15 protein-coding genes and 1 riboswitch are annotated in these 14,114 nt (G+C 70.1%); of the genes, 8 read left to right on the top strand and 7 right to left on the bottom strand.

The genetic code is table 11. From position 1 onward, the window contains the following. Positions 1-122: 122 nt before the first annotated feature. Positions 123-821 (bottom strand): GNAT family N-acetyltransferase, encoded by a 699-nt coding sequence (locus tag ACFWXQ_RS45940; RefSeq protein WP_383938062.1) that lies wholly within the window; start codon positions 819-821, stop codon positions 123-125. Between the two features lie 65 nt (positions 822-886). On the opposite strand from ACFWXQ_RS45940, the gene ACFWXQ_RS45935 reads away from it, so the two are divergent. From ACFWXQ_RS45935 to ACFWXQ_RS45925, 3 genes are all read left to right on the top strand, one after another. After that, positions 887-1,801, top strand: a complete 915-nt coding sequence (locus ACFWXQ_RS45935) for a MerR family transcriptional regulator (protein ID WP_383938046.1) — start codon at positions 887-889, stop codon at positions 1,799-1,801. Positions 1,802-1,843: 42 nt separating this feature from the next. Beyond that, complete coding sequence (locus ACFWXQ_RS45930; RefSeq protein ID WP_362075349.1) at positions 1,844-2,056, top strand: EF-hand domain-containing protein; 213 nt, start codon at positions 1,844-1,846, stop codon at positions 2,054-2,056. Positions 2,057-2,287: 231 nt separating this feature from the next. Beyond that, the gene (locus ACFWXQ_RS45925) at positions 2,288-2,947 is read left to right on the top strand and encodes an NADPH-dependent F420 reductase (RefSeq protein WP_383938042.1); all 660 of its coding nucleotides are present in this window, start codon (positions 2,288-2,290) and stop codon (positions 2,945-2,947) included. 38 nt (positions 2,948-2,985) lie between these two features. Here ACFWXQ_RS45925 and ACFWXQ_RS45920 read toward each other — a convergent pair whose 3' ends face one another. After that, entirely contained in the window at positions 2,986-3,528 is a 543-nt protein-coding gene (locus ACFWXQ_RS45920) for an MOSC domain-containing protein (protein WP_383938040.1), read from the bottom strand. 268 nt (positions 3,529-3,796) lie between these two features. On the opposite strand from ACFWXQ_RS45920, the gene ACFWXQ_RS45915 reads away from it, so the two are divergent. Then, positions 3,797-4,306 carry an endonuclease domain-containing protein gene (locus ACFWXQ_RS45915; protein ID WP_383938059.1) on the top strand — a complete coding sequence of 170 codons (510 nt, stop codon included), beginning with the start codon at positions 3,797-3,799 and terminating at the stop codon, positions 4,304-4,306. 6 nt (positions 4,307-4,312) lie between these two features. Here the strand turns inward: ACFWXQ_RS45915 and ACFWXQ_RS45910 are convergent, their stop codons facing one another. The 5 genes from ACFWXQ_RS45910 to gcvT form a co-directional block, all read right to left on the bottom strand. Further along, positions 4,313-4,870, bottom strand: coding sequence for a glycoside hydrolase family 25 protein (locus tag ACFWXQ_RS45910; RefSeq protein WP_383938037.1), 558 nt, complete (start codon positions 4,868-4,870; stop codon positions 4,313-4,315). Positions 4,871-4,961: 91 nt separating this feature from the next. Then, complete coding sequence (locus ACFWXQ_RS45905; RefSeq protein WP_383938034.1) at positions 4,962-6,329, bottom strand: L-serine ammonia-lyase; 1,368 nt, start codon at positions 6,327-6,329, stop codon at positions 4,962-4,964. Between the two features lie 138 nt (positions 6,330-6,467). After that, the gene (gene glyA, locus ACFWXQ_RS45900; RefSeq protein ID WP_383938031.1) at positions 6,468-7,745 is read right to left on the bottom strand and encodes a serine hydroxymethyltransferase; all 1,278 of its coding nucleotides are present in this window, start codon (positions 7,743-7,745) and stop codon (positions 6,468-6,470) included. A 13-nt stretch (positions 7,746-7,758) separates the two neighbouring features. Next, a complete protein-coding gene (gcvH, locus tag ACFWXQ_RS45895; RefSeq protein WP_200395756.1) occupies positions 7,759-8,136 on the bottom strand; it encodes a glycine cleavage system protein GcvH in 378 nt (125 codons plus the stop codon). 228 nt (positions 8,137-8,364) lie between these two features. Then, the gene (gene gcvT, locus ACFWXQ_RS45890) at positions 8,365-9,492 is read right to left on the bottom strand and encodes a glycine cleavage system aminomethyltransferase GcvT (protein WP_383938028.1); all 1,128 of its coding nucleotides are present in this window, start codon (positions 9,490-9,492) and stop codon (positions 8,365-8,367) included. Positions 9,493-9,654: 162 nt separating this feature from the next. Then, a riboswitch (glycine riboswitch) is annotated at positions 9,655-9,762 on the bottom strand. Between the two features lie 252 nt (positions 9,763-10,014). On the opposite strand from gcvT, the gene ACFWXQ_RS45885 reads away from it, so the two are divergent. From ACFWXQ_RS45885 to ACFWXQ_RS45870, 4 genes are all read left to right on the top strand, one after another. After that, positions 10,015-10,683, top strand: coding sequence for an AAA family ATPase (locus ACFWXQ_RS45885; protein WP_383938025.1), 669 nt, complete (start codon positions 10,015-10,017; stop codon positions 10,681-10,683). Positions 10,684-10,774: 91 nt separating this feature from the next. Then, a complete protein-coding gene (locus ACFWXQ_RS45880; protein ID WP_383938022.1) occupies positions 10,775-11,563 on the top strand; it encodes an enhanced serine sensitivity protein SseB in 789 nt (262 codons plus the stop codon). 253 nt (positions 11,564-11,816) lie between these two features. Then, positions 11,817-12,608, top strand: coding sequence for an enhanced serine sensitivity protein SseB C-terminal domain-containing protein (locus ACFWXQ_RS45875; protein WP_383938019.1), 792 nt, complete (start codon positions 11,817-11,819; stop codon positions 12,606-12,608). A 434-nt stretch (positions 12,609-13,042) separates the two neighbouring features. Continuing rightward, on the top strand, positions 13,043-14,056 hold the full coding sequence (locus tag ACFWXQ_RS45870; protein WP_055614840.1) for an ABC transporter permease: 1,014 nt from the start codon (positions 13,043-13,045) through the stop codon (positions 14,054-14,056). Positions 14,057-14,114 lie beyond the last annotated feature (58 nt).

Raw genomic sequence — 14,114 nt, 5'->3', positions numbered from 1 at the left:
ACCTAGGGGCGCGGGGAACTGCGCAATCTTTTGGGGGTTCGGGGGCGAAGCCCCTGAGTAAGTGACGGGAATGGGTAGGGGCGGCGGGGGCGAAATCCGCACGTCCGATCGTCGCGCCGCCCTCAGAACGACCGCCGGCCTGGTCGGCCGCCGGCGCCTGAAGCCAGGCTGTCACTCCCTCCCTCGCGGGCGATGAGCAACGCCTCCGCCCCGACCGGGCGGAACCCGGCCGCCTGGAAGGCCCGTACGCTGCGGGCGTTCCCGGCGGCCTGCTGCGCCCAGACCGGCTCGCCCCCGCTCAGATGCCGCGCAGCCACCGCGAGGGCGCGCCCCAGCCCCCGGTGCCGTATCCCCTCGGCGACCTCGATCGCGGCCTCCAGCCGCCCCGCGACCCCGCGCCCCAGGACGAGTACGCCGCCGTCGGCGGCCCACACCCGCACGTCGTCCCGCCGCTCGCGGGCCCGGGCGACCCGGGGATGGCCGGGATCGTCGAGTTCCGTCAGCCTCAGCGGCGGCGGGTCGGACAGCGGCGCAGCGACCGTCAGCAGGTCGATCGTGTCCGTCGTACGCCCCGTACGCTCCATCAACGCGGCAAGGAACCGCGGGTTCATGGTCGCGGCGAGCGGATCGCAGTCGACCCCGGCCAGCGTTTCGCGAACCCAGCCCTCCCCTTCATCGGTGAAGACGACGGAGTGCGCGGTGAAGGCGATGACCCCGGCGTCCCGGTGCGCGTGCTGCGGAACGACCGTCGTACCGCCGTCAGGCGGCGGGAAGACACCCCGCGCCGCCGCGTCGAGAATGCCCCGCAGAGTGCCGGCCACCGCGCCGCCCCTTCCCTCGCCCGTCACTTGAGTCTCCACCCACTGGAAGGCCCAGACTCCACCCCATGATCGACGACGGCACCGGGCTGCTCACCATCGGGCAGCTCTCCCGGAGTACCGGACTGCCGGTGCGCACCATCCGATACTGGTCGGACGCGGGCGCCCTGCCGCCCGTGACCCGCTCCGAGGGCGGCTACCGGCTGTACGACGCCGGGGCCGTGGCCCGCCTCGAACTCATCCGTACGCTGCGGGAGCTGGGCCTCGGCCTGGACGACGTACGGCGGGTGGTGGCCGGCGAGACGACGGTCGCGGAGGTGGCGGCCACGCATGTGGCGGCCCTGGACGCGCAGATCAGGGCGCTGAGGGTGACCCGGGCGGTGCTGTCGACCGTGGCGCGACGCGGTTCGACCGCGGAGGAGACGACCCTTATGAACAGACTGGCGCGGCTGTCGGCCGCGGAGCGCAAGCACATCGTCGACGACTTCATGGCGGCGACCTTCGACGGCCTCGACACCGCGGACCCCGACATCCGCACCCGGCTGCGCTTCGGCGTGCCCGACCTGCCCGACGACCCCACGACCGAGCAGGTGGACGCCTGGGTGGAGCTTGCCGAGCTGATGCAGGACACGGGGTTTCGCGCGCGGATGCGGAGGATGGTCGAGTTCAACGCGGCGGACCGGGGGCCCGACGTGCCGGCCGGTACGTCCCTGTGGTTCATGAGCCGCTTGGTGCAACTGGCCGGTGAGGCGAGGGAGCGGGGACTTGCGCCGGACGCCCCGGAGGCCGCCACCGTCCTGGCCGAGCTGCTCGGCGACGCCGACCGGTCCGCCGTACTGGAACGCATGGTGTCGGCGAGCCAGGCCGAGGCCGCCCGCTTCCGGGAACTGCTGGCGCTCGTACGGGGAACCGAGCCGCTGCCCACGCACCGGGAGGCGTTCGCGTGGGTGGTCGCCGCACTGAGTGCTCAGTCGGGCAGTTAATCTGACCTCGGCAAGTACGGCACATCAGAAGGGGCGGGTCCGGTGGCGGACATCGAGGAAGCACGCAAGGCGTTCGAGCGTATCGACGTGGACGGGGACGGCTACGTCACCGCCGCCGAGTTCAAGAAGGCCCTGGCCCAGGGCGGCGACTGGAACGTCACCGAGTCGGTGGCCGAGGCCGTTATCGGCTCCCAGGACCTCAACGGCGACAAGCTGCTGTCGTTCGACGAGTTCTGGTCGCACCTGAACAAGTAGCCGAAAACAAGTAGCCGAACGCGAGAATCGCGAGGGGCGCTCCCGCCGGACGGGCGGGGGCGCCCCTTTGCCATGCGCCGCGCGACCCGTCACGCCGCGATGGCCGGGACGGCGGTTTCCGGACGTTCGACACGCCCTGCGGCCTTTCGGGTGATGCCCGGAATAGCCCGCTTGCCCCGGAGGTTGGTGCTCCACATCGGAGTCATCGACCCCCGGAAGGACGCGCGAGTCATGAAGATCGGCATCATCGGAGCGGGCAACATCGGCGGCAACCTCACCCGGCGGCTCACGGCTCTCGGCCATGACGTCTCCGTCGCCAACTCCCGAGGGCCGGGGACCCTCACGGCACTGGCCGAGGAGACCGGCGCGACGCCCGTCCCGGTCGAGGAGGCGGCACGCGGCGCCGAACTCGTCGTCGTCACGGTCCCCCTGAAGGCGGTCCCGAACCTGCCGTCCGGGCTCCTCGACGAGGCCGCCGACGGAGCCGTCGTTGTCGACACCGGCAACTACTACCCGCAGCGGGACGGCAGGATCGCCGGGATCGAGGACGAGGGCCTGACGGAGAGCCGCTGGACGGCCCAGCAGCTCGGCCACACGGTCGTCAAGGCCTTCAACGGCACGTACGCCCAGGCCCTCCTCGACCGCCACCGCCCGGCCGGCGCCCCGGACCGCATCGCCCTCCCGGTCGCCGCCGACGACGCGTCCGCCAAGCAGGTCGTCCGCGACCTCATCGACGAACTCGGCTTCGACACGGTCGACGCGGGCTCCCTCGACGACTCCTGGCGCCAGCAGCCCGGCACCCCGGTCTACGGCCTCCACGAAGGCGTGGACGCCGTGACGAAGGCCCTCGCGGAGGCGCCGCGGGAGCGCTCGGCGGACTTCCGCTCGTAGGGCTCCGGCGGCAGCGCTCCGCCGCTCCGCCGCTCCGCTCAGACGACCTGCAGGGGCAGGTGCGGCCCGTCCGGCAACTCGACCTCGACCGGGTCACCGGGCCGCACCACGCCACCCGTGACGACGACACTCATGATCCCGGCCCGGAACCGGACGGTCCCGTCCTCGTCCCGCTCGACGACCTGCTTCATCAGCCCCTTCTGGAAGCCGTCGATCTGCGCACAGGGATTCCGCAGCCCGGTGACCTTCACCACGGCCTCGCCCCCGACCCGCAGCAGCGTCCCGGTCGGCAGCCCCAGCAGATCGATCCCCCGGGTGGTGACGTTCTCCCCGAGCTCCCCGGCCGCGACCTCGAACCCGGCCTCCCGCACCTCGTCGAACAACTCCTCATGAATGAGGTGCACCTGCCGCAGATTCACCTGCGAAGGATCCTTCTCCACCCGGGACCGATGCTTCACCGTCACCCCGGCATGCACATCCCCCTCCACCCCAAGCCCGGCAAGCAACGTAATGCCACCCCGATTCGGCTTGGAAAACGAATACTCACCACTACTGCTGACCGCAGCGACACTCCCACCCATGCTGTGAAGCTCCCCTCTTTCTCACGCTCGCCGGCGCGTTACGCCTGGTCGACTTCCTCGTTGATCGGATCGTACGTCAACCGAACTGTTCGACCGGGGGCTTGAATGCGGGGCTGTGAAGCGAGCGGGAACGGCTGGGCCTGCGGCCGGTCTTCCGAACGGTTTCCGCTGACGAAGGGATTGTGCAGAACCCACTACACGCAGCAGCGGAGGGGGAGAGGGCTGGCTCCGATCAACGTTGGACGCGCAGTCGCCGACAGCCGGTGTTGTGAGTTCGGCGGATGCGGCAGAGCGGTTTCCGCCAGAGAACTCTGTTCCGCTCACTACCGGCAGAGAACCAAGAGGCAGCCGCTTTCACCCCTGCGGAAGAAGAGGGGAAACGGTGCCCTCCGCGAGATGGTCGAGCAACGCTTCGGGAGCACCGCGACCGTACTGCAGGCCGTGCAATGCGGAGCGCGTCCGCCTCGGCCACTACAACGTGACCAGAGGATTCGTCGACCAACTGCTGAGGCTCCAGCAGGGCAGTTGTGCCGTTTGCGCAAGAGCTCACACGGGCGGGAGAGCCATGGACATTGATCACGACCACGGCTGTTGCCCTGGCCCGGGCAGTTGCGGGGACTGCGTGCGAGGGCTCGTCTGCAACAACTGCAACCTGCATGGCCTTGGGTGGTACGAAGCTCTCCCGCCCGAGCTTCGTACCTTCGATCTGCTCAACGAGTACCTCGCCGACCCGCCGGCGAAGCGACTGCGCGCAGAACTGGCCCTGTCCGCAGGCTAGATCCCGTCAGGCGTTCTCGGCCCATTCGCGCAGAGCGGCCTTGCTGGAGAAGTCCGCCACGTTCTTGTCCAGCGGATCGTCTGTGTATTGATGGAAGCGCCACTTGGCCTGGATCCGCGGTTTGCCCGCCGTGACGTAGTCGGCGATCCAGAGACCGTCACCCGCGTATGAGGTGTCGTCGACGTTCAGCCAGTAGTTCCTGTTCGCGTAGAGAACGACCCGGTTGTTCGGCCGGAGTTCCTTCACCTTGCGGATGAAGCGGTCCTTTTCGGCGTTGGTCGCGTGGGTGCCGTCGCCTGTTGTCTCCCAGTCGACGGCGAGGATGTCGCCGGCCTTTTCGGGGGCCTTGCCGACGAAGTACTCGGCCTGAGCCGTGAGGTTGCCCGGCCAGAGGAAGTGGTAGAAGCCGACGACGCAGCCGGCGTCACGGGCCCGCTTCGTCTGCGCGCTCAGCTTCGGATTGACGTACGTGCGGCCTTCGGTGGCCTTGACGAAGACGAAGGACAGGCCCTCGGTGCTGTACGTGGACGACTGGTAGCCGCTGACGTCTATGCCGCGCAGCATGCGGTTCCTCCGTGCGGTGGGGGGACGGGTGCAGGTGTTGCCTGTGGGGAGCAACTTCCTTTGCTCTTCCCCCACTTCGCCCGTCCCATCCTCAGCACTCGATGATGTTCACCGCCAGCCCGCCCCGGGCCGTCTCCTTGTACTTGACGCTCATGTCCGCGCCCGTTTCCTTCATCGTCTTGATGACCTTGTCGAGGGACACCTTGTGGGAGCCGTCGCCGCGCATGGCCATCCTGGCCGCCGTGACGGCCTTGACCGCTGCCATGCCGTTGCGCTCGATGCAGGGGATCTGGACGAGGCCGCCGACCGGGTCGCAGGTGAGGCCGAGGTTGTGCTCCATGCCGATCTCCGCGGCGTTCTCCACCTGCTCCGGGCTGCCGCCCAGTACCTCCGCCAGCGCGCCCGCCGCCATCGAGCAGGCCGAGCCGACCTCACCCTGGCAGCCGACCTCGGCGCCGGAGATGGAGGCGTTCTCCTTGAAGAGCATGCCGATTGCGCCCGCCGCGAGCATGAAGCGGACCACACCCTCCTCGTCCGCGCCGGGCACGAAGTTGATGTAGTAGTGCAGGACCGCCGGGATGATGCCGGCCGCGCCGTTCGTCGGGGCGGTCACCACGCGGCCGCCCGCCGCGTTCTCCTCGTTCACCGCCATCGCGTACAGCGTGATCCACTCCATCGCGTGGGCCAACGGGTCGCCCTCGGCGCGCAGTTGGCGTGCCGACATGGCCGCGCGGCGGCGGACCCTGAGGCCGCCGGGCAGGATGCCCTCACGGGACATGCCGCGCGAGACGCACGCCTGCATCACCCGCCAGATGGCCAGCAGCCCCTCGCGGATCTCGTCCTCGGTGCGCCAGGCCCGCTCGTTCTCCAGCATCAGGGCGGAGATCGACAGGCCCGTCTCCTTCGTCAGGCGCAGCAGCTCGTCGCCCGTGCGGAAGGGGTACTTGAGAACCGTGTCGTCCAGCTTGATGCGGTCCGCGCCCACCGCGTCCTCGTCGACGACGAACCCGCCGCCCACCGAGTAGTACGTCTTCGACAGCAGCTCGCCGCCCGAGGCGTCGTACGCCCACAGCGTCATGCCGTTCGCGTGGTACGGCAGCGTCTTGCGGCGGTGCAGGACCAGGTCGTCGGGGAAGGAGAAGTCGATCTCCTGGTCGCCGAGCAGGGCGATGCGGCCCGACGACTTGATCTGCTCGACCCGTTCGTCGGCCCCCTCCACGTCCACCGTGCGCGGTGAGGCGCCCTCCAGGCCGAGCAGCACCGCCTTGGGGGTGCCGTGGCCGTGGCCGGTCGCGCCCAGTGAGCCGTACAGCTCGGCGCGTACCGAGGTCACCGAGGACAGGACGTCCTCGGTGCGCAGCCGGCGGGCGAACATCCGCGCGGCACGCATCGGGCCGACCGTGTGGGAGCTGGACGGGCCGATGCCGATCGAGAACAGGTCGAAGACCGAGATGGCCACGGGGACTCCTCAAAGCGGGGGTGATGCAGAAAAGACGAAAGGCGCGAAGCGCTGCGACCAGGGCGGTGGTGGTGGGTGTCGGGCGGGCGAGGCACCGCGCACACCTTCCAGTGTGCGCGGTGCCCCGGTGAAACGGGACTACTGGCCCAGACCGGGGTACAGCGGGTGCTTGTCCGCCAGTGCGGACACCCGGGCCTTCAGCGCCTGCGCGTCGGCCTCCCCGAAGGTCGAGGGGGCCTTCAGCGCCTCGGCGATGACGTCCGCGACCTCGGCGAAGTCCTCGGCCGTGAAGCCGCGGGTGGCCAGGGCGGGCGTGCCGATCCGCAGGCCCGAGGTGACCATCGGCGGGCGCGGGTCGTTCGGGACGGCGTTGCGGTTGACGGTGATGCCGACCTCGTGGAGACGGTCCTCGGCCTGCTGGCCGTCCAGCTCCGAGTCGCGCAGGTCGACCAGGATCAGGTGGACGTCCGTACCGCCGGAGAGGACGTTCACCCCGGCCGCACGCGCGTCGGGCGCCGTCAGCCGCTCGGCGAGGATCCGGGCGCCCTCGACCGTACGGCGCTGGCGCTCCTTGAAGTCCTCCGAGGCGGCGACCTTGAAGGAGACGGCCTTGGCCGCGATCACGTGCTCCAGGGGGCCGCCCTGGAAGCCCGGGAAGACCGACGAGTTCAGCTTCTTCGCGAAGGCCTTCTTGGCGAGGATGATCCCGCCGCGGGGCCCGCCCAGCGTCTTGTGGGTGGTGGAGGTGACCACGTCCGCGTGCTCCACCGGGTTCGGGTGGAGACCGGCCGCGACCAGACCCGCGAAGTGCGCCATGTCGACCCACAGATAGGCCTCGACCTCGTCCGCGATGCGGCGGAACTCGGCGAAGTCCAGCTGCCGCGGGTACGCCGACCAGCCGGCGATGATCACCTTCGGACGGTGCTCCTTGGCGAGCCGCTCGACCTCGGCCATGTCGACCAGGCCGGCCTCGTCCACGTGGTACGCGACCACGTTGAACTGCTTGCCGGAGAAGTTGAGCCGCATCCCGTGGGTGAGGTGGCCGCCGTGGGCCAGGTCCAGGCCGAGGATGGTGTCGCCGGGCTGGGCCAGCGCGAACAGCGCGGCCTGGTTGGCGGAGGCGCCCGAGTGCGGCTGCACGTTGGCGTACTCGGCGCCGAACAGCTCCTTGACCCGGTCGATGGCGATCTGCTCGGCGACGTCGACGTGCTCGCAGCCGCCGTAGTAGCGGCGGCCCGGGTAGCCCTCGGCGTACTTGTTGGTGAGGACCGAGCCCTGGGCCTCCATGACGGCGACCGGAGCGAAGTTCTCCGAGGCGATCATTTCGAGGGTGGACTGCTGACGGTGCAGCTCGGCGTCGACGGCGGCGGCGACGTCCGGGTCGAGCTCGTGGAGGGACTGGTTCAGAAGCGACATCGGTCAGGAGTCCTTAGCTGCCGGAGAATTCGGTGTACTCGTCCGCGGAGAGCAGGTCCTTCGGCTCCTCCGCGACCCGTACCTTGAACAGCCAGCCGCCCTCGAACGGGGCGGTGTTCACCAGCGCGGGGTCGTCCACGACGTCCTGGTTGATCTCGGTGATCTCGCCGGAGACGGGCGAGTACAGATCGCTCACCGACTTGGTCGACTCCAGCTCGCCGCAGGTCTCGCCCGCGGTCACCGCGGAACCCACCTCCGGGAGCTGGACGTACACCACATCGCCGAGCGCGTTGGCCGCGTGCTCGGTGATGCCGACCGTCGAGACGCCGTCCTCGGCGCCCGACAGCCACTCGTGCTCCTTGCTGTAGCGCAGCTGCTGGGGGTTGCTCATGGCCTGAATTCTCCTGTACGCGGGGGAGTGCTGATGCAGGGGGACTGGGGGTGACCTGGGCGGATGTGCTCCGGGTCACTTCTGACGCTGCCGACCGGTGTCGCACAGGGCCTGCGAACCGGTGTCACTTCCGACGCCGGCCGACCGGTGTCACTTCTGACGCCGACCGTCCGGTGTCACTTTCGACTCGTGCCGACCGATGTCACTTCTGACGCTTGCGGACCAGTGTCACTTCTGGCGCTTGTAGAAGGGCAGCGCCACGACCTCGTACGGCTCGTGGCTGCCCCGGATGTCCACGCCGACACCGGGCGTGCCGGGTGCGGAGTGCGCGGCGTCGACGTACGCCATCGCGATCGGCTTGCCCAGGGTCGGCGAGGGCGCGCCCGAGGTGACCTCGCCGACGGCCTTGCCGTCGGCGACGACCGGGTATCCGGCGCGCGGCACACGGCGGCCCTCGGCGATCAGGCCGACGAGGACGCGCGGGGGCTGCGACTCGGCCCGGGCGGCGGCCGCGGTCAGCGCCTCGCGCCCCACGAAGTCGCCCTCCTTCTCGAACTTCACGACCCGGCCGAGCCCGGCGTCGAAGGGGGTGAGCGAGGTGCTCAGCTCATTCCCGTACAGCGGCATGCCCGCCTCCAGGCGCAGGGTGTCCCGGCAGGAGAGGCCGCAGGGGACGAGCCCGACGGGGGTGCCCGCGTCGGTCAGTGCCTGCCACAGCTTCTCGGCGTCGGCCGGAGCCACGAACAGCTCGAAGCCGTCCTCGCCGGTGTAGCCGGTGCGCGCGATCAGCGCGGGGACGCCCGCGACCGTGCCGGGCAGGCCGGCGTAGTACTTCAGGCCGTCCAGGTCGGCGTCGGTGAGGGACTTGAGGATGCCGGGGGACTCGGGGCCCTGGATCGCGAGCAGGGCGTACGCGTCGCGGTCGTCGCGGACCTCGGCGTCGAAGCCCTCCGCCCGCTCCACGAGCGAGTCCAGGACGGTCTGGGCGTTGGAGGCGTTGGCGACGACCATGTACGTGGTCTCCGCCAGCCGGTAGACGATCAGGTCGTCCAGGATGCCGCCGTCGGCCCGGCAGATCATCGTGTAGCGGGCCCGTCCGGGCTTCACGCCCCCGATGTTGCCGACCAGCGCGAAGTCGAGCAGCGCGGCCGCCTGAGGCCCGGTCACGGTGATCTCGCCCATGTGGGAGAGGTCGAAGAGCCCGGCCCGGGTGCGTACGGCGAGGTGCTCGTCGCGCTCGGAGCCGTATCGCAGGGGCATGTCCCAGCCGGCGAAATCGGTCATCGTCGCGCCGAGCGAACGATGGAGGGCGTCGAGCGCGGTATGGCGCGGTTCAACGGGGGCGTTACTGCTCACGGTGGGGCTCCCAAGGCATGACGGCGAGGTCGTTCCTCCCCATCTGTCATCGGAACCTGAGAGGTTCGCCGTGACCACCGGTCGGCCGGACGGTCACTGACTTGCACCTTGGGTGGAGCCGAAGCCCTGCTGACAGGGAGACGGCCCGCTTTTCAGATGTGCCTCGCCCGCGCGGTAACGGTGCCTGAGAGATTCAAGGGAGGGACTTGCTCCTTCGGCGCCCGGACCACGTACGAAAAAACGTGTCCGGAACTCTCCCGCGCGGATTCAAGCGGCCGGTATGCAGTTGGCGGGCACATCATTGCACGCATCGGAGCGGCGCGGCAGGGGACTCTTCGCGAGGGGGCGGTGCACGGCGTCACGGCCCGGCCGCACGGCGTCCGCACAGGGTCCACAGGCATCCACAGCGATCTGTGACGGGGCTGTGGCAGGACGAGAACAGAAATGAGGGGACCAGCGCATTACCTTCTCTTTACACTCGACGGGGATGGGTCTCCCGACCCCATGGGGAGGACGATCAGGGTGAACAGGACCACGGCGTACGCCACGAGCGCGGCCATCGCGCTGCCCAAGCAGCCCACTGCCCCGGCCGGGGAGGCGTGCGGCCCGCTTCAGGCGCCCGTCGTCCGCGACCTGCGGGAGCGCGCGGGCCACAGCCCGCACGGCCTCCGCTTCGGCACGTCCGACCTGGTGGTGGTCACGGGCCTGCCCGGCAGCGGCAAGTCGACCCTGATGCGCCGGGCGGTGACGGGCCGCCGCATCGACTCCCAGGACACCCGCGACCGCTGGGACGGCCGGCTGGCCCGCTTCCTGCCGTACGCGGTCTACCGGCCCCTGGTCCGCGCCGCGCACTACGCGGGCCTGCGCCGGGCCCTGCGGTCCGGCGAGGGGGTCGTGGTGCACGACTGCGGGACGCAGGCCTGGGTGCGCAGCTGGCTGGCCCGGGACGCCCGGCGGCGCGGCGGCACCCTGCACCTGCTGCTGCTCGACGTGGACCCGGGCACGGCCCTGGACGGCCAGCGTGAGCGGGGCCGCGGTGTCTCGCGGTACGCGTTCGCGCGGCACCGCGGCGCGTTCCGCCGGCTGCTGCGTTCCGTGGAGAAGGGCGACCTGCCGGAGGGCTGCGGCTCGGCGGTGCTCATCGACCGGGCGGCGGCGGACGTGCTGCGGCGGGTCGACTTCGGCGACTGAGGTCCCGGCGACCGGACGGACTGCGGCGGGGGAGGGCGCGTGCGCGTAATCTCGACAGCCGCAGACGGCGGTTCGAGCAGGCGGTAGAGAGATGGACTTCCCGGCACAGGACATTCCGGTGCAAGCACACCCACACCCCCATGTCGGCTGGCCCGGCAACGAGTTGGAGGCGGTACTGGCCGCCTCCCTCGGCGCGGCGTCGCCTTCGGCGGGAGCCCGGATCGTGGAGGTCATGGGCCGCAGCTTCCTCTGGGTGCCGCTGCCCGAGGGCGGCGGCCCGCACAGCGGCCCGCTCGACCTGCCCACGATGGAGTTCGGCGGGCAGGCGTACGTGCCGGTCTTCAGCTCGGAGCAGCAGTTCCGCCAGGTCGTCGGCGACCACCTGTCGTACACGGTGGCGCCCGCCGTCGAGTTCGCGCGCGGGCTGCCGCCCCAGGTGGGCATCGTGGTGAACCCGGACGGCACGGTCGGGGTGCCGCTGCCGCCGCCCGCCGTGGCCGAGCTGTGCCGGACCGGACGTACGGAGCTGGACGGGCAGGCGAGCGGCGGCCGGGTGCGGCTGTTCCAGCCGGACTGGCAGCACGACCCGGTGGACTTCCTGGCCGCCGCCTCCGCGGAGTTCGCCGCGACCGGTGTCGTCCTGAGCGCCCGCCGCTGTCTGGCGAGCATCGAGGGCGGCGACCCCGTGATGTTCATCGGCGTGGAGCTGGCCCACTGGCACGACGACGCCCGCGCCCTCCCCCTGGACGCCGTGGGCCGCGCCCTCGGCCAGGTCCCCGTGCCCCACCCGGTGAACCTCGTCTTCCTGGACGTGGCCCAGGACCCGGTGGGCGACTGGCTGCGGACGCAGGTGCGCCCGTTCTACACCGGGGCCCACTAGTTCTCGCCGCCCGGCAAGGGCGCGCCCCGAAGGGGCGCGGGGAACGGCGCGCTCAGCCACCCCCGACCCGCGGCCGGCTGACAGCAGAAAGCCCCGAGCTCTCAACACCAAACCCAGCGGAGCGCAACGGTGCTGTCGGGATCGCCACTTAAGCTGGTTTCATGGCTCGTCGGGGTGGTGCCATGTTCAAGCGAGCACAGCGCCCCGTCGAATGGACCTGTATGTCAGGGATGTCACGAAGGGGCGGTAGAAGGTGAGCGCGTCGGGCACGGCCGCGGCCGGGCAGGTCGAGCACATGCTGCGCCAAGTGACGCCCGGGCGTTACGACGCCTACGAGGCGCTTCTGCGCGCCCTCGCGACCCCGTCGTCCGGCCAGGTCTGGATGCTGCTCTGGCACGGCCAGGCGGGCTCGCCCGACGCCCAGTACGGGAACATGGAGGTCGAGGGCTTCGGCTACGCGCCCTGTGTGACCTCCGCCCAGGAGCTCTCGGCGAGCGGCTGGAACCGTTCGTACGAGGTGGTCGACGGGCTCGACGTGGCCCGCACCCTCTACCCCGACCACTACGGCCTGTGGCTGAACCCGCATGCGCCGGGCGGCGGCGTCGGCATCCCCTGGCTGGATCTGCGCCGTATCTCGACCGGCCTGGAGCGGCAGCCCGCGGGCCCGCTCAGGCTGTCCGAGCCGGGCATCGAGATCCCGCAGTTCTACGCCCTGCTCACGCAGAACGCGCACCGGACCGCAGCTGTCAGATCGCTCCGCCGCGCCTGGGTGCAGCCCGCGCTCGGGGCGCCGTATCTCGCCATCGGGCTTGATGTGTACGACACCAGCCCGCCCGCCGTGGACTCGGTGCGGGCGATGATGCAGCAGTCCATCGGCGCGGTGCCGGACGGTCTGCCGGTGTCGACGGTCGCGATGTCCGACGAGTACGACCCGGTGGCCCTGTGGCTGCGGATCAACGCGCGGCCGTTCTACGATCGTGAGGCCCACGCGGCGCCCGCCCAGGCGCCGGCGGCCGGCGGATACGGATTCCCGGGCACCTACTGAGACGAATCGAAGCATCTGAGACGATCGGGTCGAACTACCCGGTCGACGCACCTGAGACGATCCGGTCGAAGCGCCCGGGCGAAGCACCTGAGACGATCCGGGTCAGGTCGAGTCCAACCTGTGGAGCATCGGCTCCCTCTCCCGCATCACCCCTGGGCGGTATGTCCCGATCTACGCGGGTAAATGGGCTGCGAGGCCCCTTTCGTACCAAAACTCCCGCGTCCGACCCCCGTTACCCGGCGTTCGGATAACGGAACCCTCCTGACAGCATCACGTTTGCGCATCCATTCACCGTCAGGTCTGGCAACAGATCGCCGAGGCGTTGAAGACTCCCGGTCCAGGGGGTTTATCCCCCGTGTACGACGGACTGATCACGCCGCTACAAGCGGCAAGTGTGGGCCGGCTACCGCCGGTTGAGAGGGGTCCCTGCCACGATGACGGCACCATTGCACGAGCCGACGGCCGAAGCCGCCCCGAGCGCGGCCGAGGAGGCGGCGCTCGTAGCCGGCTCCGCCGAGGCGAAGGCGGTACAGGGTCGTTCCCTCGGCCGCATCGCCTGGGAGCGCCTGAAGCGGGACAAGCTCGCCCTGACGGGCGGCGTCATCGTTCTCGTGCTGATCGCGATCGCGCTGCTCGCTCCCGTGATCACGAACCTGGTCGGGCAGGACCCCGAGTCCCACCACGAGGACCTGATCGATCCGCTCTTCTCGACCCCCACCGGGTCCTTCGGTGGAATCAGCGGAGACCACCTTCTCGGCGTTGAACCGGTCAGCGGCCGCGACATCTTCGCCCGGATCGTCTACGGCGCCCGTATCTCGCTGCTCGTCGGCTTCCTGTCGGCCCTGGTGGCCGTGGTGCTCGGCACCGTGCTCGGCGTTCTCGCCGGCTACTTCGGCGGCTGGGTCGACGCCTTCATCAGCCGCGTGATGGACGGCCTGCTGGCCTTCCCGCAGCTGCTCTTCATCATCGCGCTGGTCTCGGTCATGCCGAACGAGATGCTGGGCCTGACGGGTACGGGCGTGCGCCTGTTCGTCATGATCCTGGTGATCGGCTTCTTCGGCTGGCCCTATGTGGGACGCGTGGTGCGCGGTCAGACGCTGTCCCTGCGTGAGCGCGAGTACGTGGAGGCCGCGCGCAGCCTCGGGGCCGGGCGGTTCTACATCCTGTTCAAGGAGCTGCTGCCCAACCTCGTCGCGCCCATCATCGTGTACACGACGATGATGATCCCGACCAATATCCTCACCGAGGCGGCGCTCAGCTTCCTGGGCGTGGGCGTCAAGCCGCCCACCGCCTCCTGGGGACAGATGCTCTCCTCCGCGATCGACTACTACGACTCGGACCCCATGTACATGGTGATCCCGGGTGTAGCGATCTTCATCACCGTGCTCTCCTTCAACCTCTTCGGCGACGGCGTACGCGATGCGCTCGACCCGAAGGGTTCCCGCTGAACTGCCGTACCCCCAGGGCCCCGTCATCTGTCGACGGGCCGCTACATATCGGAGGATC

It is taken from the genome of Streptomyces sp. NPDC058697 (assembly GCF_042715345.1).
Classification (GTDB): Bacteria; Actinomycetota; Actinomycetes; order Streptomycetales; family Streptomycetaceae; genus Streptomyces; species Streptomyces liliifuscus.
This window is presented reverse-complemented; position numbering and strand designations above follow the sequence as displayed.

Bases quoted from the DNA above. Each gene is read 5' to 3' on its own strand.
- ACFWXQ_RS45935 (WP_383938046.1), top strand. From the start codon at position 887: ATGATCGACGACGGCACCGGGCTGCTCACCATCGGGCAGCTCTCCCGG.
- ACFWXQ_RS45925 (WP_383938042.1), top strand. From the start codon at position 2,288: ATGAAGATCGGCATCATCGGAGCGGGCAACATCGGCGGCAACCTCACC.
- ACFWXQ_RS45920 (WP_383938040.1), bottom strand. From the start codon at position 3,528: ATGGGTGGGAGTGTCGCTGCGGTCAGCAGTAGTGGTGAGTATTCGTTT.
- ACFWXQ_RS45910 (WP_383938037.1), bottom strand. From the start codon at position 4,870: ATGCTGCGCGGCATAGACGTCAGCGGCTACCAGTCGTCCACGTACAGC.
- glyA (WP_383938031.1), bottom strand. From the start codon at position 7,745: ATGTCGCTTCTGAACCAGTCCCTCCACGAGCTCGACCCGGACGTCGCC.
- gcvH (WP_200395756.1), bottom strand. From the start codon at position 8,136: ATGAGCAACCCCCAGCAGCTGCGCTACAGCAAGGAGCACGAGTGGCTG.
- ACFWXQ_RS45880 (WP_383938022.1), top strand. From the start codon at position 10,775: ATGGACTTCCCGGCACAGGACATTCCGGTGCAAGCACACCCACACCCC.
- ACFWXQ_RS45870 (WP_055614840.1), top strand. From the start codon at position 13,043: ATGACGGCACCATTGCACGAGCCGACGGCCGAAGCCGCCCCGAGCGCG.